Consider the following 24,219-nt stretch of genomic DNA (forward strand, 5'->3'; position numbering starts at 1 on the left):
CGGGTCACTCCGGACAGCCGCTGCCCGCCCCCGGGTCGAGGTGAGGAACAAGGATAGGGCCCATCGAGCGCAGAATCTGCACCGGCAGGCCCGACGTGAAGCTGTGGCTGGCGGCGTTGGGGCCGACCACGTAAGCCGTGATGCTGCCGAAGTGCCTGGGCCCCAGATAGAAAACGAAGGTGGCTGTGCGGTTGAGGGCATAGGTGCTGCGTCCCCTGACGACAACGCGGTTGTCGCCAGTGCCCGTCTTGCCGCCCGGTGAAAGGTCTTCGCCGTTGCTGGCACGGAAGCTTCCCGCCAGACGCCGCGCCGTACCTCGCTCTACCACTTCCGACAGTGCCCGCCGCAGCGCACGGGCAACTTCGGGCGCCATCACGCGTTCGCTGTCGACCGCCTTCGGAAGGAAAGACGTTTCCCATGGCGTGTGCTGCGCGAACCGCAAGGCCGAGATGCGGCGTGACGGCTGGCGCATGCCGTCGTTGACGATGATGCCCATCAGCTCCACGAGTGCCGCAGGCCTGTCGCCGGAGCTGCCCAGGGCCGTGGCAAGCGACGGCACGAGCTGGCCGAAGGGGTAGCCGAGCCGGGCCCAGCGGCGGTGAATCTCGCCAAAGGCTTCGACTTCCAGCATGGTCTGGATGCGGGAGTCCTGAGCGTCCTTGGCGCGCGTCTGGAACAGCCAGCGGTACACCGCCTGCCGTTCGGCTGCGCTGGCGGCCAGCGCCTGCGTCAAGGTGGCCTGGGGGTGCTTCAGGCGGTAAGCCACCACCCACAGCTCCAGCGGGTGCAGGCGTGCCACAAACCCCCGGTCGGGCAGATCGAACGCGTCCGGCGCATAACGCTGGTGCAGTTGCAGCACACGGTCCGGGCTGGGAGCGCGGTCGCCCAGGCGGTCGGACAGGAAGACTGCCAGCGCCTGGGGCGAGGCGCCTGGCTCCAGATAACGGAACACGGCGGCCAGGCGGTCGGCCGAGGCCCCCAGCCCGTCCAGCAGAATGGCGCGCAGCTCTTCCGGCTCGCGGCCATCGGTCTTGCGCCAGAAGCGGCGCACAAAGGTCTGGCCCTCACGGTCGGCGAAGCGGGCCAGGTATTCCTCGCGGCGCGGGTCACGCTCGTCCTGCAACAGGCGCGCAGTGCTGCCTGGCAGTTGCACCATGGTATGGCGCACCACCTCGCGCAGCAGCCGCACAAACGGCAGGTTGATCGAAGCCTGCATGGCTTCGCGCAGAGTGGGATTGCGGCTGTTGTCTTCGCGATTGAAGTTGCCGAAGGTGTGCAGGCCGCCGCCAGTGAAAAAGTTCTCTGCCGGGTTGGCGGAGAAACGCCGGTCCATGGCGGCGTCCAGCATCTTGTTGAGGTCGCGGTCTTCGGCCCCCAGCAGGTGGTCCACCGCCCAGCGGGTGAGGCTGTCCTGCCGGTCCACTTCGGTGGCGCGCAGCTGGTCGGGGGGCAGCTGGGCCAGGCGTTCGTGCAACTCGGCCACCAGTTCCAGGTAGGTGGCCAGCACGCGCAGCTTGGCGGTGGAACCCAGCTCCAGCTTGCTGCCTTCGTTGATGTCCAGCGGCTGCGCGGTGGTGTCGGTCTGCACGCGCACCTGGTTGCCCTGCGGGGTGGTTTCCCACAACGTGAAGCTGTAGCGCACCTCGCCAAAATTGCCGGGCCGCAGCAACCGCTCGCCAAACAGGCCCCTCTCGCGCGCGAAGGCGGGATCGGAAAGCTTGCCCAGGAAGTCGGTGACCGCCGACTGAAGCTGGCCATGCAGCGTGGCGGACATCTCGGCATCAAGCCGGTCCAGGCCGTAGAGCGAGGTGTCGAGCAGACCCGCCAGCCGGGTGCGCACGGCAGTGGTGCCCTTGCCGGACTGCGCGGGCAACAGCGGCGGGTTGCGCGCCATGTCGCGAAACACCAGGGGGTGGCGCAGCGCCTCGTCGCGCGTGGCGGCGTCGATGATGCCTTCGGCCGCCAGCAGGCGCAGGTGGGCATCGGTGCTCTGGTTCAAATCATCGCGCCCCTGCGCCAGGTACCACGATGGCCGCCGGTGCGCGATCATCAACGACACTGCCTGTCGCAGCACCTGGGCGCGCTCCTCCAGGTCTATCTCGCCCTGCCCGTCCGGCAGGCCGTCCAGGGGGGCCAGCAGGCGGCGGGCGCGTTCCGGGTCGGTGCCGAACCACACCCACAGCCCGTCGCCCAGACCGTTGACCTCACCGTGGCGCGGCGCGGCAGACAGGGGAACGGTATTCAGGTAGTCCAGCACCAGCTGGCGCCGCACCGGCAAGGTCTCTTCGCCTTGCTGGTAGGCGCGCACGGCAGCGGAAACCATCTGGCGCAGCTTTTCGCGCGCGTCCTGCGTGATGCCGTCGGGCGAATGGCGGTATTTCTCGATCTGGGTGGCCAGCGTGCTGCCGCCGGGGGTGTCCATCTCAGGGTGGAGCTTGCTCCCCAGCTGACCCAGCACGGCACGGGTGAAACGCACCCAGTCCACTGCCGGGTTCATGTATGGGCGTTTTTCGTCGAGCAGGTCACGGTTCTCGATAAACAGCAGCGCCTGCACCAGCATGGGCGGAATGCTGTCGAAGGACTCGAAGTGCCGGAAGGGGTAGCGGAAGGCGTAGATGGGTTCGCGGCGGCAGTCCAGCACGGTCAGGCCTGCCTGGGATTTCTCGGCATAGGGAGCGAAGAGCCCCCTGTCCTGATGCGCCAGCAGCGCGCTGTTGTGGCGCGCCTGCTCGGCCACCTCGAAGCCGCGCTCCTGCAGGCGCTGGGTGAAGTGGGGAATGCGCGTATAGCCCAGCCGCTCGTCGAACGGCCCGTGGGTGGGAAAGCGTATGTGCTCGCTAGGCCCTGCGCCCAGCTCGTGGCGCAGGGTGGCAGCGTAGCGGCTGGCCTCGGTTGCCTGAACGCGGGAGTGCTCGGCCTCCCAGATCACGAACGCACCCGCAGCCACCACCAGCACCAGCGTCACCACCAGCGCGATGCGCAGTGCCGAGCGCAAGACGACTCGGCCCGTCTGGCGGATGTTCCGACGGCGAGGTTCGGCTGGGGGGCGCTCCCTGCTGGCGCTTTGTTCTGACATGGCGGACGCTGACACTGCTGCAATGCAGCGATTATCCGGTCCACCGGAACAAACCTCAGCGGAACAGGGTGAAACTGGCGTCGCGGCGCTGGATAAGCCAGCCTTGCGAAGTGAGTGTCAACCGGTCCACGATCTCGCCAACCTGCTCGGCAGCGTCCGCGGGACGCCCCTTGGGAGTAAGCGGATCGCTGCGTTTGCCGCTCCACAGCAGCACGCGGCAGCGCGACAACGCTGCGCCCCCAGGCTCCACCTGGACCGCGTGGTTGCAGATCAGGTGCTGGGTGAGCCGGTCCGGGTCGCGCGCTGCGTAAGCGGCACGGATGGCCTCTCGCCCCTGCAAGGGCTGGCCGCCCGGGCGCACCAATGTGGCGTCGGGCGTGAACAGGCGCACCAGGGCGTCGTGGTCCTGCGCATCCACCGCGTCGGCGGCGGCCAGCACCACGTCGCGGCAGGCTTTTTCCGCCAGCAGGCATTCCAGGGGCGTCATCATGATGCGAGCCAGTTGACGAGTGCGCCGGCCACAGCGGCCGGGCGCTCCATCGGAGCCATGTGGCCTGCGTCCTCGATGATTTCCAGCAAGGCATGGGGCGCAAGCCGATGCATCGCCTCGTGCTGCGCCACGGGCGCCCAACTGTCCTGGCGGCCACAAAGGATCAGCGTTGGCACCTGCAAGCTCGCCAGCACACCGCTGGCGTCGGGGCGTTCCAGCAAGGCATGTATCTGGCAGGCAAACACGTCTGCGGACTTGCGCTCGAACATCGCCAGAATGGCTTCGATCAGCGGCGCATCTGCCAGGCGAGCAGGATGGACCATGCCCTGCACCCAGGCGGAGGCCATGGTGCGCACGCCCTGCGCCCGAGCCAGCGCCAGCAACGCATGGCGCTTGCGGGCCTCTTCCTCCCCGGCGGCGCCATTGGCTCGGGCCTGGTAACCGGTGTCGAGCAGCGCCACGCGCGTGATCCGTCCGGGCGCCTGGCGCAACACTTCCAGTGCCACGCGCGCGCCCATGGAATGCCCGGCAATGGCAAACCTGTCAGGCGCAGCGTCCAGCAACTGCCGGGCCATGCGCGGCAGACTGTCGGCCATGCCATGGTCCACCACCGTGCAGGTACGCCCGGCGTTCAACATGGGCAGCAGCGGCTCCCACACAGTGTGGTCGCACATCAGCCCCGGCACAAGCAGCAATGGTTCAGTCTGCATGATCGCCTCCTGCCGAACCACCCACGCCAATCAAGCGCTCCAGCAGCGAAGGATCGTTCAGCAGCACCTGTGCGTCACCCTGATGGATCAGGCTGCCGTGGTCCAGCACCACCGCACGGTGGCTGATGGCCAGCACCGCCTGCGGGTGCTGCTCCACGATGATGGCCGATAACCCCTCTTCACGGGTAATGCGGCGGATGGCGCGCAGCAGTTCCTCCACGATGATGGGGGCCAGCCCCTCCAACGGCTCGTCGAGCAGCAGCAGGCGCGGGTTGAGTACCAGCGCGCGGCCAATCGCCAGCATCTGCTGCTCACCGCCCGACAGCTGTGTGCCCAGGTTGCGCTTGCGCTCGGCCAGGCGCGGAAACATCTCGTACACGCGCGCCGGCGTCCAGGGCGACGGCCCCTGCCCTGCGCGAGCTACAGCGGTCAGGTTCTCGTCCACGGTCAGCGACTTGAAGATGTTGCGCTCCTGCGGCACCCAGCCCACACCTGCCGCCGCACGCTGGTGCGAAGGCATGCGGTGCAGGTCCGCGCCGCCGAGGCGGATGGTGCCACCATGCTGGCGCGTGGCCCCGGCAATGGTGTTGAGCAGCGTGGTCTTGCCCGTGCCATTGCGCCCCAGCAGCGCAAGCGTCTGCCCCTGGGGCAGCGAAAAGCTCACGCCGGTCAGCACCACCGCTTCGCCGTAGCCTGCGCTCAGTTCTTGAATGTCCAGCAAATCCGTCATAGGTATGGTTCCCCCCTGCCTTCAGGCGCCTGCCAAGGCGCCATGGCCCAGGTACACCGCCTTCACGCCTGGGTCGTTGGCAATCACGCCCGGCTCCCCCTCGACCAGCACCGCGCCGTTGACCAGCACAGTGATGAAACGCGCAAACTCGAACACCAGGTCCATGTCGTGCTCGATGAGCAGCACCGACACATCCGCAGGCAACGCTGCCACGGTGTGCAGCAATTCCTCGCGCTCCCCTGCGGGCACGCCCGCCACGGGCTCGTCCAGCAGCAACACGCGCGGCTCGCAGGCCAACGCAATCGCAATCTCCAGCAGGCGCCGCTTGCCGTAGGCCAGGTGCTCGGTGCGCACGTGGCCCACGTCAGCCAGGTGGAACTGCTGCAACAGCTCATCTACCCGCCGGTTCACCTGGGCGTGGCTGCCCAGCGGGCGCCACCAGCGGCCACCCAGGCCTTGGTGCTGCGCCACCACCATGGCCAGCGTTTCCTGCGGAGTCAGGCTGTGGAACAGCTGGTTGATCTGGAAGGTGCGCACCATGCCCCGGCGCACGCGCTGGTGCGGCGGCAAGGCAGAAATGTCCTCGCCGTCCAGCAAGATGCGCCCGGCCGTGGGCTTGAGCACGCCCGTCAGCAGGTTGATCAGCGTGGTCTTGCCCGCACCGTTCGGCCCGATGAGCGCGTGGCGTGCGCCTCGCTCCACGTTCAGGCTCACGTTCTGTGTGGCGGTGATGCCGCCAAACTGCTTGACCAGCCCCTCGGTGCGCAGCACGAAGTCAGGTTGCCCGCTCATCGCGCACCGCCTTTCGCGCCACGGCCAAACCACGTCCACGGGCGCAGCAGGCGGTCGCGCCCGACCAATACCAGCACCACCAGGAACAGGCCGATCCAGAAGGTCCAGTACTGCGGCGTGATCCCGGCGATCACGTCGTGCATCAGCTTGAACACCACGGCCCCCGCGACGCCACCGTAGAGCCAGCCCACGCCGCCAATCACCAGCATCAGCATCACGTCGGCCGAACGCTCGATGGAGAACACGTCCAGCGAGGCAAAGCCCGTGGTTTGCGCCAGCAAGGCCCCGGCCGCCCCGGCCATGCCAGCCGACACGGTGTAGACAACAGCCAGCCGCGCCGTCACGGGAATGCCAATGGCCATGGCACGCAGGCGGTTGTCGCGCACTGCCATGAGCGTGGCTCCGAAGGGCGAATGCACCACACGGCGCGCCAGCAGAAAACACACCAGCAGCACCACCAGCGAATACCACGCGGCCACCTGGCCATACAGGTCAAATTCAAAGCGCCCCAGCACCGGCCCCATCATCACGCCCTGCAGGCCGTCGGCACCGCCGGTGAGCCAGTCCAGCTTGTTGGCCAGCTCATAAAGAATCAGCGCCAGCCCCAGCGTCACCATGATGCGCGTGAGGTCCGTGCCCCGCAGAATGGTGAAGGAACACAGCGCTCCCAGCACGGTGGACGCCAGCACCCCCACCACCAGCCCGGCCAGCGGGTCGGGCATCACGAACTTGGCGAACAGCGCCGCCGTATACGCGCCAAAGCCCAGAAAGGCTGCATGCCCGAGCGAGACGATGCCGGTGTAACCCAGGATGAGGTCCAGCGACACCGCGAACAGCGCGACGATGGCGACCTCGTTGATGATGAGCGAGTGCTCCATGAACAGGGCGGGCGACGCCAGCGCACCCACCCACAGCGCGTATTCCCAAGGCCGCCAGCGGGCCTTCTGCAACAGCGACGGCGTGTTCATTTGCCACCTCCCATGCGAGAGAAAAGACCATGCGGCCGCCAGATCAGGATGGCAATCATGAGCGAATAGACGATGAACGCCCCCAGCTTGGGGATGAAGTACTTGCCAGCGACGTCGGCCACGCCCAGCAGCAGCGCTGCCAGCAGCGGCCCGGTGATGGACGAGGTGCCGCCCACAGCCACGACGATGAGGAAGTACACGAGAAACTTGAGCGGGAAGCTCGGGTCCAGACCCAGCACCTCGGCCCCCAGCGCGCCACCCAGCCCCGCCAGGCCCGAGCCCACCGCAAAGGTGGCGGCAAACACCACGTTGACGTTGATGCCCAGGCCTGCGGCCACACGCGGGTCGTCCACGCTGGCCCGCAGGCGGCTGCCAAAGCGCGTGCTGGACAGCACGTACTGCAACCCCACGGTGAACGCGGCGCAGATGGCAATGATGAAGAGCCGGTAATGCCCCATGCCCAGCGCACCGTCGAACAGCTCGGTGCGGCCACGCAGCCATTCGGGCAACTGGATGATCTGCTGCTGCGACCCCATGAAGTAGTCGGTGGCCGCCACGGCCATGAACGTCAGCCCGATGGTGAAGAGCACCTGGTCCAGGTGAGGCTTGCCGTACATGGGCCGGTACAGCGTGCGCTCCAGCACCGCCCCCGCCAGCGCCGTGCCCGCAAAGGCCAGCGGCAGGCAAATCAAGAAAGGCACACCGTGGCTCTGCATCAGTGCCACCGTCAGGTAGCCGCCTGCCATGGCAAACGCGCCGTGGGCCAGGTTGATGAAGTTCATCAGACCCATGGTCACCGACAGTCCCACGGCCAGGATGAACAGCAACATGCCGTAGGCGATGCCGTCGAAAAGAATGGTCAGCATGGAAACACTCCTCCCGGGAGCGGGCACAGGGGCACCCGCTCCGGAAGCCGAGAAAAAAGTCCCGAAGGTCCGGGGTCAGCGCGCCTTGCCAGGGTCCTTGACGTCGGTCACCGTCTGGATTTCCTGGTTCCAGAGCTGGCCGTTGACCTTCTCCACCCTGCGCACGTAGACGTTGTGCACCACGTCACGGGTCTGCGCGTCGATCAGAACGGGGCCGCGCGGGCTCTCGAACACCTGCCCCTTCATGGCCTGCAACAAGGCCTCGCCGCCGGTGCCTTTGGTCTTCTTCGCGGCTTCGTAGATCACACGCATGCCGTCGTAAGCACCCACCGCCATGAAGTTCGGGCGCATGCCATTGTTGGCCTTGCCAAAGGCCTCAACAAACTGGCGGTTCAGGGCCGAGTTGTGCGATGCCGAATAGTGGTGCGCGGTGACCACGCCCAACGCCACGTCGCCCATGCCGTTGAGGATGTCGTCATCGGTCACGCTGCCCTCGGCAATCATGCGGATGCCGGCCTTGTCCAGGCCACGCTCGGCAAACTGCTTCATCAGCGCAGAACCCACGCCGGAAGGCACGAAGGTGAACAGCGCGTCGGGCTTGGCATCACGCACCTTCTGCAGGAAGGGGGCGAAGTCCGGGCTGCGCAGCGGCACGCGCAGCGACTCGATCACCTGGCCGCCGTTGGCGATGAAACGCTCGTTGAAGTACTTTTCGGAGTCCACGCCGGGGGCGTAGTCGGTGACCAGCGTCACCACCTTCTTGATGTTGTTCTTGGTGGCCCAGTCGGCCAGCGTGGTCACCACCTGCGGCACCGTGAAGCTGGTGCGGATGATGTAGGGCGACGCTTCGGTGATGCTGGACGTGGCCGCAGCCATGACCACCAGCGGCGTCTTGGACTGCGTGGCCACCGGGGCCGTGGCCATGGCCAGCGGCGTCAGGCCGAAGCCCGCCAGCACCTGCACCTTCTCGTTGATCACCAGTTCCTGCGCAATGCGCTTGGTCACATCGGGTGCGCCGGTGTCGTCCTTGACGATGAGCTGCACCTTCTTGCCCGCCACGCTGTCGCCGTGCTGCGCCATGTACAGGCGGGCTGCGGCTTCGAGCTGCTTGCCAGTGGAGGCGAACGGCCCGGTCATGGGCAGAACCATGCCAATCTTGAAGGTTTCCTGGGCCAAGGCGTGGCCCATGTGGCCAGCTAGGGCCATGGTGGCAAGGGCGCTGAGGAAGTGGCGTTTGCGCATGAATCTGTCTCCTGTTGTTGATCTCACAGAGGAAACATCTTCGTGCGGACACCGTGGAAGCGTCCAATGCTATTGCCGGACGAGCTATGCGAATTGCTTATAGCTTACTCGTCATCGGCTCCGGCGATAGCCTGTGCAACCAGCCTCAGGGTGTCGGCCAGCATCTGTGCAGCAGGCGTGGGCAAGTAGTCTGCCCTGCGGATCACGCCGATCGTGCGGGGCTCGTGGCTCACGGGCAGTTTCAACTCCACCAGCAGACCCGCCTCGATCTCCCGCTGCAACTGGCGGGGCGCCATCATGGCCAGCCGGTCGCTCTGTGCCAGCATGGCCAGCATCATGATCGCGCTGTTGACGCGCAATGCGCTTGCAGGCATGGGCAGCCCGGCAGCAAGCAAAGTCCGCTCAAAGGCTGCCTGCGCGGGCGTGTTGGGCATGGGCATCACCCATTGGGCATCGCGCAGGTCCTTCCACACCAGCCTGCGGCGCCGCGCGAGCGGGTGGCCTGCCCTGGCCATCACCGCCAGGCTGTCGATGAACAGCGTTTCCTGCGCCAGGTCCGGCCCCGGCAACGCGGGCCGCAGCGCGCCCACCACCATGTCGATCTCGGCGTGCCGCAACTGGTGCAGCAGGGCATCGTAGGTGCCGTCGATGATGGTGATGTTCAAGCCTGGGTAGGCACGCAGCACGGCATCGACCGTCTGCGCCAGCAGCCGCCCTGTGGAGAAAGGCAGGGTACCGATGACAATGCGCCCCTGCACCACGCCAGCGCGCATGGAAAGCTCGTCACCCGCCTGCTGCAATTCGGCCAAGCAGAGCTTGGAGGCCTTCAGCACCGCCTCGCCCACTTCCGTGAGCCGCAAGCCCTTGCGCGCCCGAACAAAAAGAAGCGCGCCAGCCATGTGCTCCAGCTGCGCCAGACTCTGATGTACCGCCGATTGGCTGATGCCCAGCCGCTGCGCGGCGGCAGATTCGGAAACGGTCTCGGCCAGCAGTACCATGGTCTGCAGGTGCCGCTGGCCCGCTCCCAAGGCCAGCCGGCTGGCCAGCCAGTCGAGCCCACCGTCGAGGGGTTTGTGCGTCAGCGGCCGTGCGTGCGCCAGGTGGTTGAGCGCTCGCGCCGCGCGGCGCAGCAGCTGCGCGGCGGCCGCGGCTGGCCGCATGCCGCGCCCGGATCGGTCGAACAGCGACTGACCAAGCGCCTCCTCCAGCTCCTGCACGGCGCGAGCCACCGAAGACTGCGACAGGTGCAAGGCCTCCGCCGCCCGCACCGTGCTACCCAGCGCCGCCACGGCGCAGGCCGCTTTCAAACGCTTGAATTGACCGGCCAGAAGCATGGACTCGGCGCGGCCTCAGGCCAATCGCCACTGTTTCTGCGCCGCAAACACCGCGTTCGGGTACTGCGGCTTGCCCCGGCTGCCGTTGTAGCGGCCCAGCGCCAGGAACAGGTCGCCGTTCTCCCGGTCCAGGTAGTGGCGCAGGATCACGCAGCCAAAGCGGATGTTGGTCTGCATGTGAAAGAGTTTGCCCGCGTCGCCGTCGCCAATGAGCCGTGCCCAGAAAGGCATGATCTGCATGTAACCCCGGGCCCCCACGCGCGAGATGGCGAACTTGCGAAACGCACTTTCCACCTGGATGAGGCCGAGCACCAGCGAGGTGTCGAGCCCGGCCCGGCGCGTTTCGTACCAGACGGTCTGCAAAAACTCGACGCGGGTCTGCAGTTCGGGCTTGCGGCGCTGCAGCCTGGGACTCATCTCGCCCAGCCAGCGCAAGTAGGCCAGCCGGGCATCGGTGCTCATGAATTCCGGCTCGGGCGGCCCAGCGTATTCCACCGCCGCGCGCAAGGCCAGACGCACCGAATCGGCCAGAGGCTCTTCCAGCTGCCCTCCTGCCCACGCCACAGGCGCGCCGCCGGGCAGCACACCGGCCATGGCAGCCCCCAGCCCCCACGACAGGCAACGGCGGCGCTGCGGTGAATGGCTGACGGAACCCACGGCGATCACACCCCCAGACGCTCCTTGAGCAAGCCCAGCACGTCGGCGGCGGCCACCTTGGTGGCGGCGGCATCGCGGCGGTGCTGGTATTCGACCTGGCCATCTTTGAGGCCCTTGTCGCCGATGGTGACACGGTGCGGCACACCGATCAACTCCCAGTCGGCGAACATGGCGCCCGGGCGCTCACCCCGGTCGTCCAGCATCACGTCCACACCCAGCGCGGCGAGCTGGTCGTGCAGCTGTTCGGCGGCGGCTTTCACGGCCTCGCTGCGGTCCATGCCGATGGGGCAGATCACCACGGTGAACGGCGCAATGGCGTCGGGCCAGATGATGCCGCGCTCGTCGTGGTTCTGCTCGATGGCCGCCGCGGGCAGGCGCGTCACGCCAATGCCGTAGCAACCCATCTCGAAGGGCTTGGGCTTGCCGTCCTCGTCGAGGAAGGTGGCGTTCATCGCGCGGCTGTACTTGGTGCCCAGGTAGAACACGTGGCCCACCTCGATGCCGCGCTCGATGGCCAGCACACCTTTGCCGTCGGGCGACGGGTCGCCCGCGACGATGTTGCGGATGTCGGCCACCAGCGCGGGCTCGGGCAGGTCGCGGCCCCAGTTCACGCCGGTGATGTGGTGATCCACCTCGTTGGCGCCACAGATCCAGTCGGCCATCACGGCCACCTCGCGGTCGGCGACCACGGTCACCGGCTGCTTCATGTTCAGGGGCCCCAGATAACCCGGCTTGCAGCCGAAGTGGGCCACGATCTCGGCCTCGGTCGCGAAACGGAAGCCCAGGTCCAGGCCAGGCAGCTTGCCGACCTTCACTTCATTCATGTCGTGGTCGCCACGCAGCAGCAGTAGCCACACACGGGACTTGACGACTTCATCGCGCTCGTTGATGTCGTCGGTGGCCAGCACGATGGACTTGACCGTGGTGGACAGCGGCACGCCCAGCAACTCGGCCACCTGAGCACAGGTGCTCTTGCCCGGCGTGGGGGTTTTGGTCAGCGGCTGGCTGGCTGCAGGGCGTGGGCCTTGGGGCGCCAGGGCCTCGGCCTTCTCGATGTTGGCCGCGTAATCGCTGTCGGGGCAATAGACAATCGCGTCCTCGCCGGTGGCGGCGATCACCTGGAACTCCTCGCTCAGGTCGCCGCCAATGGCGCCGCTGTCGGCAGCCACGGCACGGTAGGTCAGGCCGAAGCGGTCGAAGATGCGGCGGTAGGCCGCCGCCATGACCTGGTAGCTGATCTGTGCGCTGTCGCGGTCGCGGTCAAAGCTGTAGGCGTCCTTCATGATGAACTCGCGCCCGCGCATCAGGCCAAAGCGGGGACGGCGCTCGTCACGGAACTTGGTCTGGATCTGGTAGAAGTTCTTGGGCAGCTGCTTGTAGCTGCGCAGCTCCTGGCGCGCCACGTCGGTCACCACTTCTTCGCTGGTGGGCTGCACCACGAAGTCACGCTCGTGCCTGTCCTTGATGCGCAGCAACTCCGGGCCCATCTTGTCGAAGCGCCCCGTCTCCTGCCACAGTTCCGCGGGCTGGATGACGGGCATGGTCATCTCCACCGCGCCAGCGGCGTTCATCTCCTCGCGGATGATTTTTTCTACCTTCTGGATCACCCGCAGGCCCATGGGCATGTAGGTGTAGATACCGGCACCGAGCTTCTTGATCATGCCCGCGCGGGTCATGAGTTTGTGGCTGACGACCTCGGCATCGGCCGGGGCTTCCTTGAGGGTGGAGATGAAGAACTGGGAGGCTTTCATGGATGGGTGTTGCACGACCCGCCCGTGGCCTGGTCTGGCAGGCGCTCCTCGGGATTTCCCCCCCGAAACGCTACTCAAGCCCGGGCCTACGATGCATAATCGAGACAGTTTCAAAATTTGGGGTTGATTATGCTTGACAGAGATGGCTTCAGGCCCAATGTCGGCATCATTCTGCTCAACCAGAAGAACCAGGTGTTCTGGGGGAAGCGCATTCGCACCCACTCCTGGCAGTTTCCGCAAGGGGGCATAGACCGGGGTGAAACCCCCGAACAGGCCATGTTCCGGGAACTGCACGAGGAAATCGGTTTGCGCCCGGAGCATGTGAGCATCGTTGCCCGCACACGGGACTGGTTGCGCTATGAAGTGCCAGACCGCTACATCCGCCGGGATGCACGCGGTCATTACAAGGGGCAGAAACAGATCTGGTATCTGCTGCGCCTGGTGGGCGGCGACTGGAACCTGAACCTGCGCGCCACCAACCATCCGGAATTCGACGCCTGGCGCTGGAACGACTACTGGGTTCCGCTCGACGTGGTCGTGGAGTTCAAGCGCGGCGTCTACGAGATGGCCTTGACGGAGCTTGCGCGCTTCCTGCCCAGGCAGGACAACCGCAACCGCTACCTGCGCAGCAATGCGCGCCCCAGGCAGTTGCAGCCCGTCCAGGAGTTGGCGGCGACGCGCGCGAGCCACCTGAGCGTCCCCGTGAACCTGGAACTGCCGCCCGGCGCCTGTTTCGACCCGGACCCGCAACACCCCGCCCGGGAATCCGCCCCCAGACCATCTTCCCCCGGAGGCCCCGCATGAGCGCGCCGTTCCATTCGGCGCCGTCGCTTGCTGCGGCGCTGCTGTCCTGCGCCTGCGCGGGCGCCTTCGCTCAACGCGCCGCGGACGACGTGGATTGGCGCGAATCGGAAGTCCCTGCGCCGCCCGCACTGCGGACCGAGGGGCTTCTGAAGTTCGACGTATCGGTGAACTCGGAGCTGAGCTACGGCGTTGACCCTGCGTCCATCGGCATCGGCGAGGACGGCGTGGTGCGCTACGTGATGGTGGCGGCCAGCCGCAGCGGTGCGCTCAACGCACTGTATGAAGGCGTGCGCTGCGCCACTGGCGAAGTGAAAACCTACGCCCGCTGGAACCCCGCGCCTCCGGGCTCGTGGACGCTGGCGCAACAGCCGCAATGGCGGCCGATGCTGGCAGGCAACGCCGCTTCGCGGCCCGCGCTGGCCTTGGCCAGGGCCGGCCTGTGCCAGGGAGCGGCACCCAACGGCCCTGTGCCGAAGATGCTGCGCGAACTGCGCTACGGCCGCCCGACGCAGCCCTGAAACCCGGCCCGGTGCACCCGCTCAGACGCGGGTGAGCACCAGGTTGTCGCGGTGGATCATCTCGGGCTCGGCGGCGTAGCCCAGCAGCTTCTCGAAATCGGCTGACGACTTGCGGCAGATGAGGCGCGCCTCGCTGGCAGCGTAGTTGGCCAATCCGCGCGCCACTTCGGCACCGCGCATGTCGCGGATGGCGATCACGTCGCCACGCGAGAAATCGCCTTCCACACCCGTCATGCCGATGGGCAGCAGGCTCTTGCCCTCCTGCACGATCTTGGCCACGGCGCCGTCGTCCACCATCACTGCACCGCGCAGCTGCAGGTGGTCGGCCATCCACTGCTTGCGCGCCTGCTTCTTGGGGGTGTCGGCAATCAGGCAGGTGCCTATGGGCTCGCCCGCCACCAGGCGCAGCAACGCATTGGGTTCGCGGCCCCAGGCAATGACGGTGGAGGCGCCCGACCCGGCAGCGCGCTTGGCCGCCAGGATCTTGGTGATCATGCCGCCAGTACCCACGCGCGAACCGGCACCGCCTGCCATTTCCTCAAGCTGGGGATCGCCCGCACGCGCCACATGCACGAACTGCGCGCCGGGGTCCTTGCGCGGATCGGCGGTATACAGACCCTTCTGGTCGGTCAGGATGACCAGCACGTCGGCTTCCACCAGATTGGCCACCAACGCGCCCAGGGTGTCGTTGTCGCCGAACTTGATCTCGTCGTTGACGACGGTGTCGTTTTCGTTGATGACCGGCACCACCCCCAGCTGCAGCAGTGTGAGCAGGGTGGAACGGGCGTTGAGGTAGCGTTCGCGGTCGGCCAGGTCGGCGTGGGTCAGCAGCACCTGCGCGCTGCCTATGCCCTGCTCGCGCAGCTTGGTCTCGTACATCTGCACCAGGCCCATCTGGCCCACTGCAGCGGCGGCCTGCAGTTCGTTGACTTCCTTGGGGCGAGCCTTCCAGCCCAGGCGCTTCATGCCTTCGGCTATTGCACCGCTGCTGACCATGATGACTTCGCGCCCGTCCTTGACCAGGGCGCTGAGCTGCTCGCTCCACTGACCAATGGCCGCTTCGTCCAGGCCCCGCCCTTCGTTGGTGACCAGGCTGGAGCCCACCTTGACCACGATGCGGCGCGCAGCGCTGAGCACATCGGCGGGGGCGGACTGGGGCGCGGCAACGGCCGGTGCAGCGATTTCTTGGCTCATGATCGTCGGTCAGGCGAAGAGAAAACGGGCTCTGGGAGCGGCTGGGGCAAGGAGCTGCCCCGCAAAGGCTGGATCAATACAGGGTCAATCGCGAAAACGCGGGTCGTCCGATGGAGGCGGCGCCTCGTCAGCCGGGCCGCGCGCTGCATCGAAACGCGGGTCCACGTCCACCGGGGGCTTCTCGGCCTCGCGGGTGGCCACGATGTGCTGGAAGATCTTCTGCACCAGCAGCTCGCAGCCTTCACGCGTGAGCGCGGAAATCTGGAACACCGGGCCCTTGAACTTGAAACGCTTGACGAAGTCCTTGACGCGCGCCTCGCGCTCTTCTTCGGGCACCATGTCGAGCTTGTTGAGCACCAGCCAGCGCGGTTTGGCATGCAGCTCGGGGTCGTACTTCTTGAGTTCGGCAACGATGGCCTTGGCCTGTGCCACCGGGTCCACGGCATCGTCGAACGGGGCCATGTCCACCACGTGCAGCAGCAGGCGTGTGCGCTGGAGGTGGCGCAGGAACTGGTGCCCCAGGCCCGCGCCCTCGGAGGCACCTTCGATCAGCCCGGGCACGTCGGCCACGACGAAGCTTTTCTCGGGCCCCACGCGCACCACGCCCAGGTTGGGGTGCAGCGTGGTGAAGGGGTAATCGGCAATCTTGGGGCGTGCATTGGACACCGCCGCGATGAAGGTGGACTTGCCCGCATTGGGCATGCCCAGCAGGCCCACGTCGGCCAGCACCTTCAACTCAAGCTGAACGCTGAAGCGCTCGCCCGGGTGGCCCGGCGTCTTCTGGCGCGGCGCGCGGTTGATGGAGCTTTTGAAGCGCAGGTTGCCAAAGCCACCGTCACCGCCCTTGGCCAGCAGAATCTGCTGCCCGGGCTGCAGCAGCTCGTGCATGATCTCGCCGGTCTCGGCGTTGCGGATGATGGTGCCCACCGGCATCTTCAGGACGATGTCCTCGCCCTTGGCGCCGAACATGTCGGAACCCTTGCCGTGCTCGCCACGCTGCGCCTCGAAGCGGCGCGAGTAGCGGTAGTCCACCAGGGTGTTGAGGTTCTCGTCGGCCAGTGCATAGACGTGGCCGCCGCGTCCGCCATCCCCGCCATCGGGGCCGCCGAACTCCTTGTATTTCTCGTGCCGGAAGGACACGCAGCCATTGCCACCGTCGCCAGCGGCCACGTCGATGTAGGCTTCGTCAACGAATTTCATGACTGCATTGTCCCTGAATCAAAAAAACACAAAAGGCCCGCGCTTGCGGGCCCTTGGAGCTGCCGGGGCGGGCACGGGGCGCCGCCACGGAGCAGGTGCATTACACCGGGGTGACGAAAACCGTCTTGCGGTTCAGTGCGCCCTTGGTGGCAAAGCTGACCTTGCCGTCCACGGTGGCGTAGATGGTGTGGTCTTTGCCCAGGCCGGTGCCTTCACCAGCGTGGAAACGGGTGCCGCGCTGACGCACGATGATGGCGCCTGCGGAGATTTCCTGGCCGCCGAACACCTTCACACCCAGCATCTTGGGCTTGGAATCGCGACCGTTTCGCGTTGAGCCGCCGCCTTTTTTCTGTGCCATGGTGCTTTACTCCTTAGCCGTTGATCGAGCCGATCTGCAGCTCGGTGTAGTTCTGACGATGGCCCTGGCGCTTCTGGTAGTGCTTGCGACGGCGCATCTTGAAGATGCGAACCTTGTCGCCACGACCGTGAGAAACCACGGTGGCCGTGACCGTTGCGCCGGAGACCAAGGGCGTGCCCACCTTGATGCTTTCGCCGTTGCCGACGGCCAGCACCTGGTCGATCACGATCTCTTGACCCACGTCCGCAGCAATCTGTTCTACTTTAAGTTTTTCGCCAACGGCAACGCGATACTGCTTGCCGCCGGTTTTTATGACCGCGTACATATGAACCTCGAATGGTGATTTCGACGGACGGATTTCCGCCGAACCGCGAATTCTAGCCGATAAGCCCCGCGCACGCAAGTCAGGCCCGCACGCTGCTATGCTGCACCCATGCTTGCCCTTGCCGACTGGCCCCTGCCGGAACGCCGTCACATCACCGGCGTGCTCACCGACATCGACGACACCCTGACCGACGGCGGGGCGGTTGGCCCCTTGGCGCGCGCAGCGCTGAATGCCTTGCGCGACGCCGGGCTGCCCGTGATCGCCGTGACCGGGCGCCCTGCCGGCTGGAGCGAGGAACTGCTGCGTGGCCAAACGGGCGGCCCCCTGCCCTGCCCGCTGGACGCCATCGTGGCCGAGAACGGCGCCGTGGCCCTGCTGCCGGGCGAAACCCGCAGGCGTTACCTGCAGGACGAAACCACCCGCCATGCCAATGCTGTGCGCCTGCACGCCGCCGCAGAACGCGTGCTGCGCGAAGTGCCCGGCGCCACGCTGGCGCAGGACAGCCCCGGACGCGAGACCGACATCGCCATCGACCACAGCGAACACGCCCACCTGCCGCCCGACGCCGTGGCCCGGGTGGTGGCCTTGCTGCGCGAAGAAGGCCTGACCGCAACGGTCAGCAGCATCCACATCAACGGCTGGATTGGCAACCACGACAAACTGGCGGGCGCGCGCTGGATGGTGGCCGACCTGCTGGGCCGCACGCTGGACGCCGAGGCCGACCGCTGGGTGTACGTGGGCGACTCGACCAACGACCAGGTGATGTTCGCGCACTTTCGCCACAGCGTGGGCGTGGCCAATGTGGCGCGCTTTCTGCCGCAACTGCGCCAGCCACCACGTTATGTGACGCGGCAGGAGCGCGGCGCGGGCTTTGCGGAGGTTGCCAGCGCCCTGCTGCAGGCGCGCGGGCTGCCGGGCGTGGGGGGCATGGCTTGAGTCAGGCAGCACACCCCCTGCCCGCCCACGCCCGCCTGGGGCTGGTCAGCATCTTCGGCTCCACCTTCTTCGAGCTGGTGGGCTACTTCATGCTCACGCCCTGGCTGATTCTGCGGCTCAAGAGCGCGGACGTGCCTACGGCGCTGGCTGGGCTGTTCGCGGCCAGCGGTTGGCTCGGCATTTTTTTGATGACACCTTTCGCCTCTGCAGTGACCCGGCGGCTCGGGCGGCGGCCGACGCTGTGGCTTTCCGGCGCGGTGCCAGTGGCGGCTGGCGTGGTGTTCGGCTTGACGCAAGGCCTCGCGCAGGGGCTGGTGCTGTGGTTCGGCCTGAAGATGCTGGTAGGCACGGCTTCAGGCCTGCGCTGGGTGCTGGCCGAGGCCGTGGTGGCCGAATTTTCGGCACCGAGCCAACGGGGCCGCAACGTTGGCCTGTTTGAAACCATGGTGGGTGCCACCTTCGTGCTCGGCCCCGCGCTGCTGGCCTGGCTGGGCCCGGCCTCCATGACATCCCTTTGGGTGGCGGTGGGCTTTCTGGTGGCGGGGCTGGCCTGGAGCCTGTCCATTCCACCACTGCCGCCCGCGCACGACGAGGCCGACGCCAAGGTGGGCCTGAGCGGCGTGTGGCATGCGCTGTGGGCTCACCCGGTCATCATGCTGGCGGGTTTTGCGGGCGGTTTTTTTGAAAGCGGCGTCACCTCCATCCTGCCGCTGTACGGGTTGGCATTGGGCCTGGGCGCGGCGGCGGCGGCACTGCTGGTGTCGGCCAGCGGGCTGGGCAGCGCCGTGCTGATGCTGCCCGCAGGCATGCTGGCCGACCGCCTGAGCCTGCGCCACCCCCAGGGCTTTTGGGGCGACGCCCGACACACCCGGCTGCAACTGATGCGCGTGTTTGCCGCCATCACGCTCGCAGCCACGGCGCTCATTCCCTGGGTGGCAGGCACACCGTGGCTGGCCTGGCCGGTGGCTTTCGTTTGGGGCGGTGCAGGCGGCAGCCTCTACACGCTGGCGATGATCGACATCGGCTCCCGCGAAAAAGGCGTGACGCTGGTCAACAGCACGGCGGTGCTGGTGATGTCTTACACCGCCGGGGGTGTGCTGGCGCCCGCCCTGGGTGGAGCGGCACTGCAGTGGTCGCCATTGCTGGGCTTCCCTGCCCTGCTGATCCTGGTGGCCGTACTGGGCCTGTGGATGCTGCTGAAGGCCCGCATCGGTGAACGGATGTGACCGCTCGCGGTCGAAGCCTGAACAAAGGAGACGACATGGCCATATCCTGGCTGACCGCCTTGAAAGTGATCCCCTGGGGCGACGTGATCGAGCACGCGCCAGCCGTGCTCAAAGGCGCACGCCGCTTGCTGGAACGGCAGAACGACCCCCACGTGGCGGGTGACCCGCCTGCGGCCGGAGAAACGGGGGCAGACCTGCCCGCCCTGCAGCTCAGGCTGCAGCAGCTGGAGCGGCAGCACGCCGCCGACATGGCGCAGCTGACCCAGATGGTGGCCGACCTGGCCGAACAGAACGCGCGGCTGGTGGCCGCCGTGGAGCTGTTGCGCCTGCGCACCCGCTGGCTGCTGGTGGGCACCGCCGTGCTGGCAGCAGGCTTGGCCGCTCTGGCTTTCTGGGGGCGGTGACAGCGCCCTCAGGGCGCGCGCGCAGGCTCCACACCCGGCGCGGGTGCGGTATGCGTGCCGCGGTCCAGCACCCGATCGGCCAGGCCGCCACCTGCCCACATGCCCAGCAGCGCCAGCCAGGCTGTGACGGCAAAGATGGAGCCGCCCGTCATGCCCGCGCCCACGGCACACCCACCTGCCAGCATGGAGCCGAACCCCATGAACACGGCGCCGACGATGTAACGCGGCATGGTGTAGCCGCCGCCAAAGCCTTCGAGCTTCCATTCCCGCCCCACCAGCGCTCCCGCCAGCGAACCCAGAAACACCCCGGGCATCAGGCCCAGGCCAAAGGTCCAGGGGCCTGCCGGGTCGTTCAGCACGTGCATCAGCCATTCGGCGGAAGGGCCGCTGAACGTCAGCCCCTGAATCTGCACCACCTCGAACGAGTTCGACATCACCTGAAAGGTGAAATACCAGCCGCCAGCCACCATCAGACCCGTGGCCATGCCGCCGAACCACTTCCAGAAACCCCAGCCGCTGCGCACCGCGAAGAACAAGGCGGCTGCCATCCAGACCAGGCCAAACGCCAGCCCCACCATGGGGCCACCGCCGATCAGGGCCAACACGCTGCGCGATGGGCCACCCTCCACCACCCACCAGCTGCTGACGGCTTCGCGCCAGGGCGCAAGGATGCCCCCCAGAGACGCCTGGGCCACCACGGCAAAGATGAGCCCCGACAGCAGCGCCCGCAGGTTGCCGTTGGCCGAGAGCACCAGCAGGCGGCTGGCGCAGCCCCGCGTCATGACCATGCCCACGCCGAACAGCAGTCCGCCGATCAGCGCGCCAGACAGGCTGCCGCGGGACGACAACTGGCGCGCGCTGGACACATCCAGCCCGCCCAGCAGCACCAGCGCCTGCACCACCACCACCGCGGTGGAAAACGCCAGCAGCCAGACGGCCAGCTTGTCGCCAAAGCGCCGGTGCCAGAACTCGATGACCGCCGCGCGCAGGCAGAACTTGGAGCGCTGCCCGAAAAACCCAAAACCCACACCCAAGGCCAGCCCGCCCATGGCCAGCACGGCGGCCTCGCCAAAGGCCTCGTTCCATCCCGCCCAGTTCATCCCATGCTCCATCCGTAAATCATTAACAGATGATATTCAAGGTTTTACCAAAGACGGGCGTTGATCCAGATCAACCCCCCAAGGGATACACCCTGCGAGACTGCACGCTGGTTTTTTGAGCACGCGGCAGGCATTCGCGCTCCGCCAGAGCAAATGGAACATTCAATCCCCTCCCCCTCACTTGAAACAGCAGCCCAGCGCCTGCACGACCTGGCCCGCACCTCGGGCTTGCGCGCGTGGCAGCTGGGCGGCAAGACCCTGCTGCCCGTGGTGCAGGGTGGCATGGGCGTAGGCGTGTCCGCTGGCGGCCTGGCGGGCCACGTGGCCCGGCTGGGTGGCGTGGGCACCATCTCGTCGGTGGACCTGCGCCGCCTGCACCCCGACCTGATGGCCCAGACCCAGCACCTGGACAAGGAACCCGACGCCCGCGAGCAGATTGACGCGGCCAACCTGACGGCGCTGGACCGCGAAATCCAGCGGGCCCGCACGCTGTCGCAGGGCCACGGCATGGTTGCCGTGAACGTGATGAAGGCCCTGAGCGCCTATGAAATCTACGTGCGCCAGGCGCTGGAAAGCGGCGCCGACGCCGTGGTGGTGGGCGCAGGCCTGCCGCTGGACCTGCCCGACCTGGCAGCCGAACACCCGCAGGTGGCGCTCATTCCCATCCTGTCGGACGCAAGGGGTGTGCAACTGGTGGTGCGCAAGTGGGAGAAAAAAGGCCGCCTGCCCGACGCCATCGTGATCGAGCACCCCCGGCTGGCCGGCGGCCACCTGGGCGCGGCCAAGGTGGGCGACCTGCAGGACACACGCTTCGACTTCGACGTGGTGATACCGCAGGTGCTGGCCTTCTTCAAGACGGCGGGCATTGAACGCGAGATTCCCCTGATCGCGGCGGGCGGCATCAGCAGCCACGAGGACATCGCCCGCCTGCAGGCCCTGGGCGCCAGCGCCGTGCAGCTGGGCACCGCCTTTGCCGTGACGCAGGAAAGCGACGCCGACGCCCACTTCAAGCAGGTGCTGGCCAACGCCCGCCCCGAAGACGTGGTGGAGTTCGTGAGCGTGGCGGGCCTGCCCGCGCGCGCCGTGCGCACCCCCTGGCTGGACAAGTACCTGCGCGTGGAGCCCAAGCTCAAGGCCGTGGCCCACGTGAAGAAGAAATGCAACATGTCCTTCGACTGCCTGGCGCACTGCGGCCTGCGCGACGGCAAGGCCGAGATGGGGCAATTCTGCATCGACCAGCAACTGGGCCACGCGCTGGAAGGTGACACCGAGCGCGGCCTGTTCTTCCGGGGGGCGGGCAAGCTGCCCTTCGGCCACGAGATCCGCCCCGTGCAGGATTTGATGCTGCACCTGCTGGGCGAACCCGCCTGAACCCGCCTGGCGCGCCGCAGGCCTTCAGCGGCGCACCGGTTCCAGGTCTGCGTCGCACCCCTGCCCGGCGGCCACCCAGCGTGGCGCCAGCCGCCGCAACAGGAAGGCCGCCCAGCGCCACCGCATTGGCAGCACGCCTGCCGGATCGCTGATGGCGCCGCACACATAGCGCTTGTCAACTTCTGCCCAACGCAATGCTGTGCACGCGCCCCTGCGGCGGCCGGACAACACCATGCCCAGGGGGCAAGGCTCGGCCAGGCAGCACACGCCACAGCCGTTGCAGGGCGCTCCCACAGGGGGCTTGGCCGGGGCCTGCGGGTGGATGTGGATGACCTGTTCGCGTGGTGCCAAGGCTGCCCCTTACCAGCGCAGCAGGCGCGCGCCCGCCAACAGGCCCTGCACAAACCGGCCATGCAGATCGCGCTTGGTCGAAGTTAAAGCCCTTATTCGTTTCATGGTCCGCAAAGGTTACAGCAGCGGCGGAAGTTCTTCAGTCAGGCATCCGACGCATCATGGGCCTGGCCCTGTGGCGCGCGCTCCCGCGCGAGCCACAGGGGTTTCGATCAATGCAAATCAACCAGAGAGGTCCTCAAGTTCCACAGATGCGTAGCCACCCCGTCGGAAATCACTTGGGGTGGTGCCAAAGCGCCGCCGGAAGCGCCGGTTGAAGTGTGAGATGTCGCGAAACCCGGCCTCGAAGGCAATGCCTGCAATCGACCACGCGGCGTAGCGTGGGCTGCGCAGCATGGCGCGCGCAGCGTCCAGTCTGCGTGCCGTGACAAATTCGCCAAAGGTGGTCCCCCGCTCTTCGAAGAGCATTTGCACGTAACGCGGCGTCACGCCCTGTCGACGGGCAATTTCGTCAATCGGAATGGCCGGGTCCTCGGTCAACTCGGCCTTGATGGCCTCCAGCCGCGCAGCACGCACGCCGCGGCCACGTGCAATCTCGCGGCCTTCTCCACTGGCGCCAATGGCCAGCGCCATCAAGTCATACACATGGGTGGCTACCAGCCTGCCCATCTCCGGATCGGCAAGCCGGTCGGGCAGGCTAGCCACATAGTGCCTCAAGAGTTTCAGCGCTGCCGTCTCGCTTGGAATGCAGCGCGCAGCGGCGGCCTCCACGTCTGCCAGCAAGGCCAGTTCGTGGAATGGAACCCGGACCGAGAGGTAGGTTGCGTCCTGGAAGCGGATCTGGCTGGGTTGCCGGTAGACCAGCAGAAGGCCGTCCCCCACCTCCGGAACACCCTCCCGCCGCCCCTGGCGCAGCGCTATCTGACCACTGGCTTTGACCATCAGACAAACCGTGTCGTCGCCATCAGAAAGACGCACTGCCGGACGCGCTGCTTGCGCGGTAAACGGACACAACATGAGAGCACGGCGCAAACCGGGCACCACCTGGATCTGCAGATCGACGGGCTGACCACGCTCCCCGACGATATCCATGCCAATCGATCGGTCGAACAGATCGGACAGCGCGGGGAGACGGCGTGCGGCTGGCAAACTGCCCGTGGTGATGCGCAAGGTAGAGAAGGATTCCAGTTCGGTCGTCATTTGAACCCCTTCCGGCATGACTGCAAGAATGAATTCTGGAACCGGGGAAGCCGCCTGTCCAGAAAGTCCGTTCGCTGGCAGCCCAGCGGGGTTCGCAGGCGTCCAAGACAGCGGGGTTTGCGGCTTTCAGAATCAAGGCCCTGTCTTAAAGGAGACGACCATGTCAGCAAAACCTTGTACCGCCCTGTTTCTGATGGCTTTTTCGATGGCACTGCCCGCCGCTGCACAAACCGCCGTGCCGGTACCGCCGCAGACCATGAATGCGACACAGCCGATCAAGCGCATCCCGCTGCAGCGCTTCGACGTGCCTGGCACCTCGTTCGAAACCGTGATCGGGATCGCCGAAATTGCGCCCAACGTCACCATTGGCCGCCACACGCATCCGGGCCCCGAGTCGGGCTATGTGATCACGGGCAGTTTCGAACTGCTCGTTGACGGGCAGGCACCGCGCCTGATCATGGCCGGGGAGTCATACCAGGTTCCGTCCGGCACAGTGCATGACGCCAAGTCTGGGACCGAAGGCGCTAAAGTCATTGCCACTTACGTGGTTCAGAAGGGACAGCCGCTGGCCGCCTCTGCTGCCCCGTGAGTCCGGGTCGTCTGGGTGAAGCCCGGG

Annotated in this window: 25 protein-coding genes; 7 read left to right on the forward strand and 18 right to left on the reverse strand. The window is 66.8% G+C overall.

What is annotated here, in order from left to right; genetic code table 11:
- Positions 1-4: 4 nt before the first annotated feature.
- The 11 genes from ACYVHH_RS02705 to ACYVHH_RS02755 form a co-directional block, all read right to left on the reverse strand.
- A complete protein-coding gene (locus tag ACYVHH_RS02705) occupies positions 5-3,076 on the reverse strand; it encodes a transglycosylase domain-containing protein (RefSeq protein WP_460563480.1) in 3,072 nt (1,023 codons plus the stop codon).
- A 55-nt stretch (positions 3,077-3,131) separates the two neighbouring features.
- Positions 3,132-3,566 (reverse strand): SgcJ/EcaC family oxidoreductase, encoded by a 435-nt coding sequence (locus ACYVHH_RS02710; protein WP_460563481.1) that lies wholly within the window; start codon positions 3,564-3,566, stop codon positions 3,132-3,134.
- Positions 3,563-4,276, reverse strand: coding sequence for an alpha/beta fold hydrolase (locus ACYVHH_RS02715; protein ID WP_460563482.1), 714 nt, complete (start codon positions 4,274-4,276; stop codon positions 3,563-3,565). Before ACYVHH_RS02715 ends, ACYVHH_RS02710 begins: the two co-directional genes overlap by 4 nt.
- The gene (locus ACYVHH_RS02720; protein ID WP_460563483.1) at positions 4,266-5,006 is read right to left on the reverse strand and encodes an ABC transporter ATP-binding protein; all 741 of its coding nucleotides are present in this window, start codon (positions 5,004-5,006) and stop codon (positions 4,266-4,268) included. Before ACYVHH_RS02720 ends, ACYVHH_RS02715 begins: the two co-directional genes overlap by 11 nt.
- A 21-nt stretch (positions 5,007-5,027) precedes the next feature.
- Entirely contained in the window at positions 5,028-5,798 is a 771-nt protein-coding gene (locus ACYVHH_RS02725; protein WP_460563485.1) for an ABC transporter ATP-binding protein, read from the reverse strand.
- Positions 5,795-6,766: a branched-chain amino acid ABC transporter permease gene (locus ACYVHH_RS02730; protein WP_460563486.1), complete on the reverse strand. Its 972-nt coding sequence runs from the start codon at positions 6,764-6,766 to the stop codon at positions 5,795-5,797. The genes ACYVHH_RS02725 and ACYVHH_RS02730 overlap by 4 nt, the downstream gene beginning before the upstream one ends.
- The gene (locus ACYVHH_RS02735; RefSeq protein ID WP_460563487.1) at positions 6,763-7,632 is read right to left on the reverse strand and encodes a branched-chain amino acid ABC transporter permease; all 870 of its coding nucleotides are present in this window, start codon (positions 7,630-7,632) and stop codon (positions 6,763-6,765) included. The genes ACYVHH_RS02730 and ACYVHH_RS02735 overlap by 4 nt, the downstream gene beginning before the upstream one ends.
- Before the next feature lie 75 nt (positions 7,633-7,707).
- Entirely contained in the window at positions 7,708-8,874 is a 1,167-nt protein-coding gene (locus ACYVHH_RS02740) for an ABC transporter substrate-binding protein (RefSeq protein ID WP_460563488.1), read from the reverse strand.
- Positions 8,875-8,978: 104 nt separating this feature from the next.
- Positions 8,979-10,208 (reverse strand): LysR family transcriptional regulator, encoded by a 1,230-nt coding sequence (locus ACYVHH_RS02745; protein ID WP_460563489.1) that lies wholly within the window; start codon positions 10,206-10,208, stop codon positions 8,979-8,981.
- Between the two features lie 15 nt (positions 10,209-10,223).
- Complete coding sequence (locus ACYVHH_RS02750; protein WP_460563614.1) at positions 10,224-10,802, reverse strand: lytic transglycosylase domain-containing protein; 579 nt, start codon at positions 10,800-10,802, stop codon at positions 10,224-10,226.
- Positions 10,803-10,870: 68 nt separating this feature from the next.
- Positions 10,871-12,616 (reverse strand): proline--tRNA ligase, encoded by a 1,746-nt coding sequence (locus ACYVHH_RS02755; protein ID WP_460563490.1) that lies wholly within the window; start codon positions 12,614-12,616, stop codon positions 10,871-10,873.
- 129 nt (positions 12,617-12,745) lie between these two features.
- Between ACYVHH_RS02755 and ACYVHH_RS02760 the strand changes: the two genes are divergently transcribed.
- Positions 12,746-13,420 (forward strand): RNA pyrophosphohydrolase, encoded by a 675-nt coding sequence (locus ACYVHH_RS02760; RefSeq protein ID WP_460563491.1) that lies wholly within the window; start codon positions 12,746-12,748, stop codon positions 13,418-13,420.
- Positions 13,417-13,938, forward strand: a complete 522-nt coding sequence (locus tag ACYVHH_RS02765; protein ID WP_460563492.1) for a CNP1-like family protein — start codon at positions 13,417-13,419, stop codon at positions 13,936-13,938. Before ACYVHH_RS02760 ends, ACYVHH_RS02765 begins: the two co-directional genes overlap by 4 nt.
- Before the next feature lie 21 nt (positions 13,939-13,959).
- Here ACYVHH_RS02765 and proB read toward each other — a convergent pair whose 3' ends face one another.
- The 4 genes from proB to rplU form a co-directional block, all read right to left on the reverse strand.
- Positions 13,960-15,132: a glutamate 5-kinase gene (gene proB, locus ACYVHH_RS02770; RefSeq protein WP_460563493.1), complete on the reverse strand. Its 1,173-nt coding sequence runs from the start codon at positions 15,130-15,132 to the stop codon at positions 13,960-13,962.
- Between the two features lie 84 nt (positions 15,133-15,216).
- On the reverse strand, positions 15,217-16,332 hold the full coding sequence (gene cgtA, locus ACYVHH_RS02775) for an Obg family GTPase CgtA (protein ID WP_460563495.1): 1,116 nt from the start codon (positions 16,330-16,332) through the stop codon (positions 15,217-15,219).
- A 100-nt stretch (positions 16,333-16,432) separates the two neighbouring features.
- Positions 16,433-16,690, reverse strand: coding sequence for a 50S ribosomal protein L27 (gene rpmA, locus ACYVHH_RS02780; protein WP_460563496.1), 258 nt, complete (start codon positions 16,688-16,690; stop codon positions 16,433-16,435).
- A gap of 13 nt (positions 16,691-16,703) precedes the next feature.
- Positions 16,704-17,015, reverse strand: a complete 312-nt coding sequence (gene rplU / locus ACYVHH_RS02785) for a 50S ribosomal protein L21 (protein ID WP_460563497.1) — start codon at positions 17,013-17,015, stop codon at positions 16,704-16,706.
- Between the two features lie 108 nt (positions 17,016-17,123).
- On the opposite strand from rplU, the gene ACYVHH_RS02790 reads away from it, so the two are divergent.
- The 3 genes from ACYVHH_RS02790 to ACYVHH_RS02800 are packed head-to-tail and all read left to right on the forward strand — an operon-like array spanning position 17,124 to position 19,581.
- The gene (locus ACYVHH_RS02790) at positions 17,124-17,951 is read left to right on the forward strand and encodes an HAD family hydrolase (protein ID WP_460563498.1); all 828 of its coding nucleotides are present in this window, start codon (positions 17,124-17,126) and stop codon (positions 17,949-17,951) included.
- Positions 17,948-19,177, forward strand: a complete 1,230-nt coding sequence (locus ACYVHH_RS02795) for an MFS transporter (protein ID WP_460563499.1) — start codon at positions 17,948-17,950, stop codon at positions 19,175-19,177. The genes ACYVHH_RS02790 and ACYVHH_RS02795 overlap by 4 nt, the downstream gene beginning before the upstream one ends.
- Positions 19,178-19,212: 35 nt before the next feature.
- On the forward strand, positions 19,213-19,581 hold the full coding sequence (locus ACYVHH_RS02800) for a hypothetical protein (RefSeq protein WP_460563500.1): 369 nt from the start codon (positions 19,213-19,215) through the stop codon (positions 19,579-19,581).
- A gap of 8 nt (positions 19,582-19,589) precedes the next feature.
- On the opposite strand, the gene ACYVHH_RS02805 is transcribed toward ACYVHH_RS02800, so the two are convergent.
- Positions 19,590-20,681, reverse strand: coding sequence for a YeeE/YedE family protein (locus ACYVHH_RS02805; protein ID WP_460563501.1), 1,092 nt, complete (start codon positions 20,679-20,681; stop codon positions 19,590-19,592).
- A gap of 153 nt (positions 20,682-20,834) precedes the next feature.
- On the opposite strand from ACYVHH_RS02805, the gene ACYVHH_RS02810 reads away from it, so the two are divergent.
- On the forward strand, positions 20,835-22,052 hold the full coding sequence (locus ACYVHH_RS02810) for an NAD(P)H-dependent flavin oxidoreductase (RefSeq protein ID WP_460563502.1): 1,218 nt from the start codon (positions 20,835-20,837) through the stop codon (positions 22,050-22,052).
- Positions 22,053-22,076: 24 nt separating this feature from the next.
- Here ACYVHH_RS02810 and ACYVHH_RS02815 read toward each other — a convergent pair whose 3' ends face one another.
- Both ACYVHH_RS02815 and ACYVHH_RS02820 read right to left on the reverse strand, forming a co-directional pair.
- On the reverse strand, positions 22,077-22,403 hold the full coding sequence (locus tag ACYVHH_RS02815) for a hypothetical protein (protein ID WP_460563503.1): 327 nt from the start codon (positions 22,401-22,403) through the stop codon (positions 22,077-22,079).
- Between the two features lie 222 nt (positions 22,404-22,625).
- The gene (locus ACYVHH_RS02820; RefSeq protein ID WP_460563504.1) at positions 22,626-23,603 is read right to left on the reverse strand and encodes a helix-turn-helix transcriptional regulator; all 978 of its coding nucleotides are present in this window, start codon (positions 23,601-23,603) and stop codon (positions 22,626-22,628) included.
- A 160-nt stretch (positions 23,604-23,763) separates the two neighbouring features.
- Between ACYVHH_RS02820 and ACYVHH_RS02825 the strand changes: the two genes are divergently transcribed.
- A complete protein-coding gene (locus ACYVHH_RS02825) occupies positions 23,764-24,192 on the forward strand; it encodes a cupin domain-containing protein (RefSeq protein ID WP_460563505.1) in 429 nt (142 codons plus the stop codon).
- Positions 24,193-24,219 lie beyond the last annotated feature (27 nt).

The organism is Hydrogenophaga aquatica (genome assembly GCF_054780915.1).

Bases quoted from the DNA above. Each gene is read 5' to 3' on its own strand.
- ACYVHH_RS02755 (WP_460563490.1), bottom strand. From the start codon at position 12,616: ATGAAAGCCTCCCAGTTCTTCATCTCCACCCTCAAGGAAGCCCCGGCC.
- ACYVHH_RS02745 (WP_460563489.1), bottom strand. From the start codon at position 10,208: ATGCTTCTGGCCGGTCAATTCAAGCGTTTGAAAGCGGCCTGCGCCGTG.
- ACYVHH_RS02740 (WP_460563488.1), bottom strand. From the start codon at position 8,874: ATGCGCAAACGCCACTTCCTCAGCGCCCTTGCCACCATGGCCCTAGCT.
- ACYVHH_RS02810 (WP_460563502.1), top strand. From the start codon at position 20,835: ATGGAACATTCAATCCCCTCCCCCTCACTTGAAACAGCAGCCCAGCGC.
- rplU (WP_460563497.1), bottom strand. From the start codon at position 17,015: ATGTACGCGGTCATAAAAACCGGCGGCAAGCAGTATCGCGTTGCCGTT.
- ACYVHH_RS02715 (WP_460563482.1), bottom strand. From the start codon at position 4,276: ATGCAGACTGAACCATTGCTGCTTGTGCCGGGGCTGATGTGCGACCAC.
- cgtA (WP_460563495.1), bottom strand. From the start codon at position 16,332: ATGAAATTCGTTGACGAAGCCTACATCGACGTGGCCGCTGGCGACGGT.
- proB (WP_460563493.1), bottom strand. From the start codon at position 15,132: ATGAGCCAAGAAATCGCTGCACCGGCCGTTGCCGCGCCCCAGTCCGCC.
- ACYVHH_RS02725 (WP_460563485.1), bottom strand. From the start codon at position 5,798: ATGAGCGGGCAACCTGACTTCGTGCTGCGCACCGAGGGGCTGGTCAAG.
- ACYVHH_RS02705 (WP_460563480.1), bottom strand. From the start codon at position 3,076: ATGTCAGAACAAAGCGCCAGCAGGGAGCGCCCCCCAGCCGAACCTCGC.
- ACYVHH_RS02760 (WP_460563491.1), top strand. From the start codon at position 12,746: ATGCTTGACAGAGATGGCTTCAGGCCCAATGTCGGCATCATTCTGCTC.
- ACYVHH_RS02800 (WP_460563500.1), top strand. From the start codon at position 19,213: ATGGCCATATCCTGGCTGACCGCCTTGAAAGTGATCCCCTGGGGCGAC.
- ACYVHH_RS02735 (WP_460563487.1), bottom strand. From the start codon at position 7,632: ATGCTGACCATTCTTTTCGACGGCATCGCCTACGGCATGTTGCTGTTC.
- ACYVHH_RS02730 (WP_460563486.1), bottom strand. From the start codon at position 6,766: ATGAACACGCCGTCGCTGTTGCAGAAGGCCCGCTGGCGGCCTTGGGAA.
- ACYVHH_RS02790 (WP_460563498.1), top strand. From the start codon at position 17,124: ATGCTTGCCCTTGCCGACTGGCCCCTGCCGGAACGCCGTCACATCACC.
- ACYVHH_RS02710 (WP_460563481.1), bottom strand. From the start codon at position 3,566: ATGATGACGCCCCTGGAATGCCTGCTGGCGGAAAAAGCCTGCCGCGAC.
- rpmA (WP_460563496.1), bottom strand. From the start codon at position 16,690: ATGGCACAGAAAAAAGGCGGCGGCTCAACGCGAAACGGTCGCGATTCC.
- ACYVHH_RS02720 (WP_460563483.1), bottom strand. From the start codon at position 5,006: ATGACGGATTTGCTGGACATTCAAGAACTGAGCGCAGGCTACGGCGAA.
- ACYVHH_RS02805 (WP_460563501.1), bottom strand. From the start codon at position 20,681: ATGAACTGGGCGGGATGGAACGAGGCCTTTGGCGAGGCCGCCGTGCTG.
- ACYVHH_RS02820 (WP_460563504.1), bottom strand. From the start codon at position 23,603: ATGACGACCGAACTGGAATCCTTCTCTACCTTGCGCATCACCACGGGC.
- ACYVHH_RS02750 (WP_460563614.1), bottom strand. From the start codon at position 10,802: ATGGCCGGTGTGCTGCCCGGCGGCGCGCCTGTGGCGTGGGCAGGAGGG.
- ACYVHH_RS02825 (WP_460563505.1), top strand. From the start codon at position 23,764: ATGTCAGCAAAACCTTGTACCGCCCTGTTTCTGATGGCTTTTTCGATG.
- ACYVHH_RS02765 (WP_460563492.1), top strand. From the start codon at position 13,417: ATGAGCGCGCCGTTCCATTCGGCGCCGTCGCTTGCTGCGGCGCTGCTG.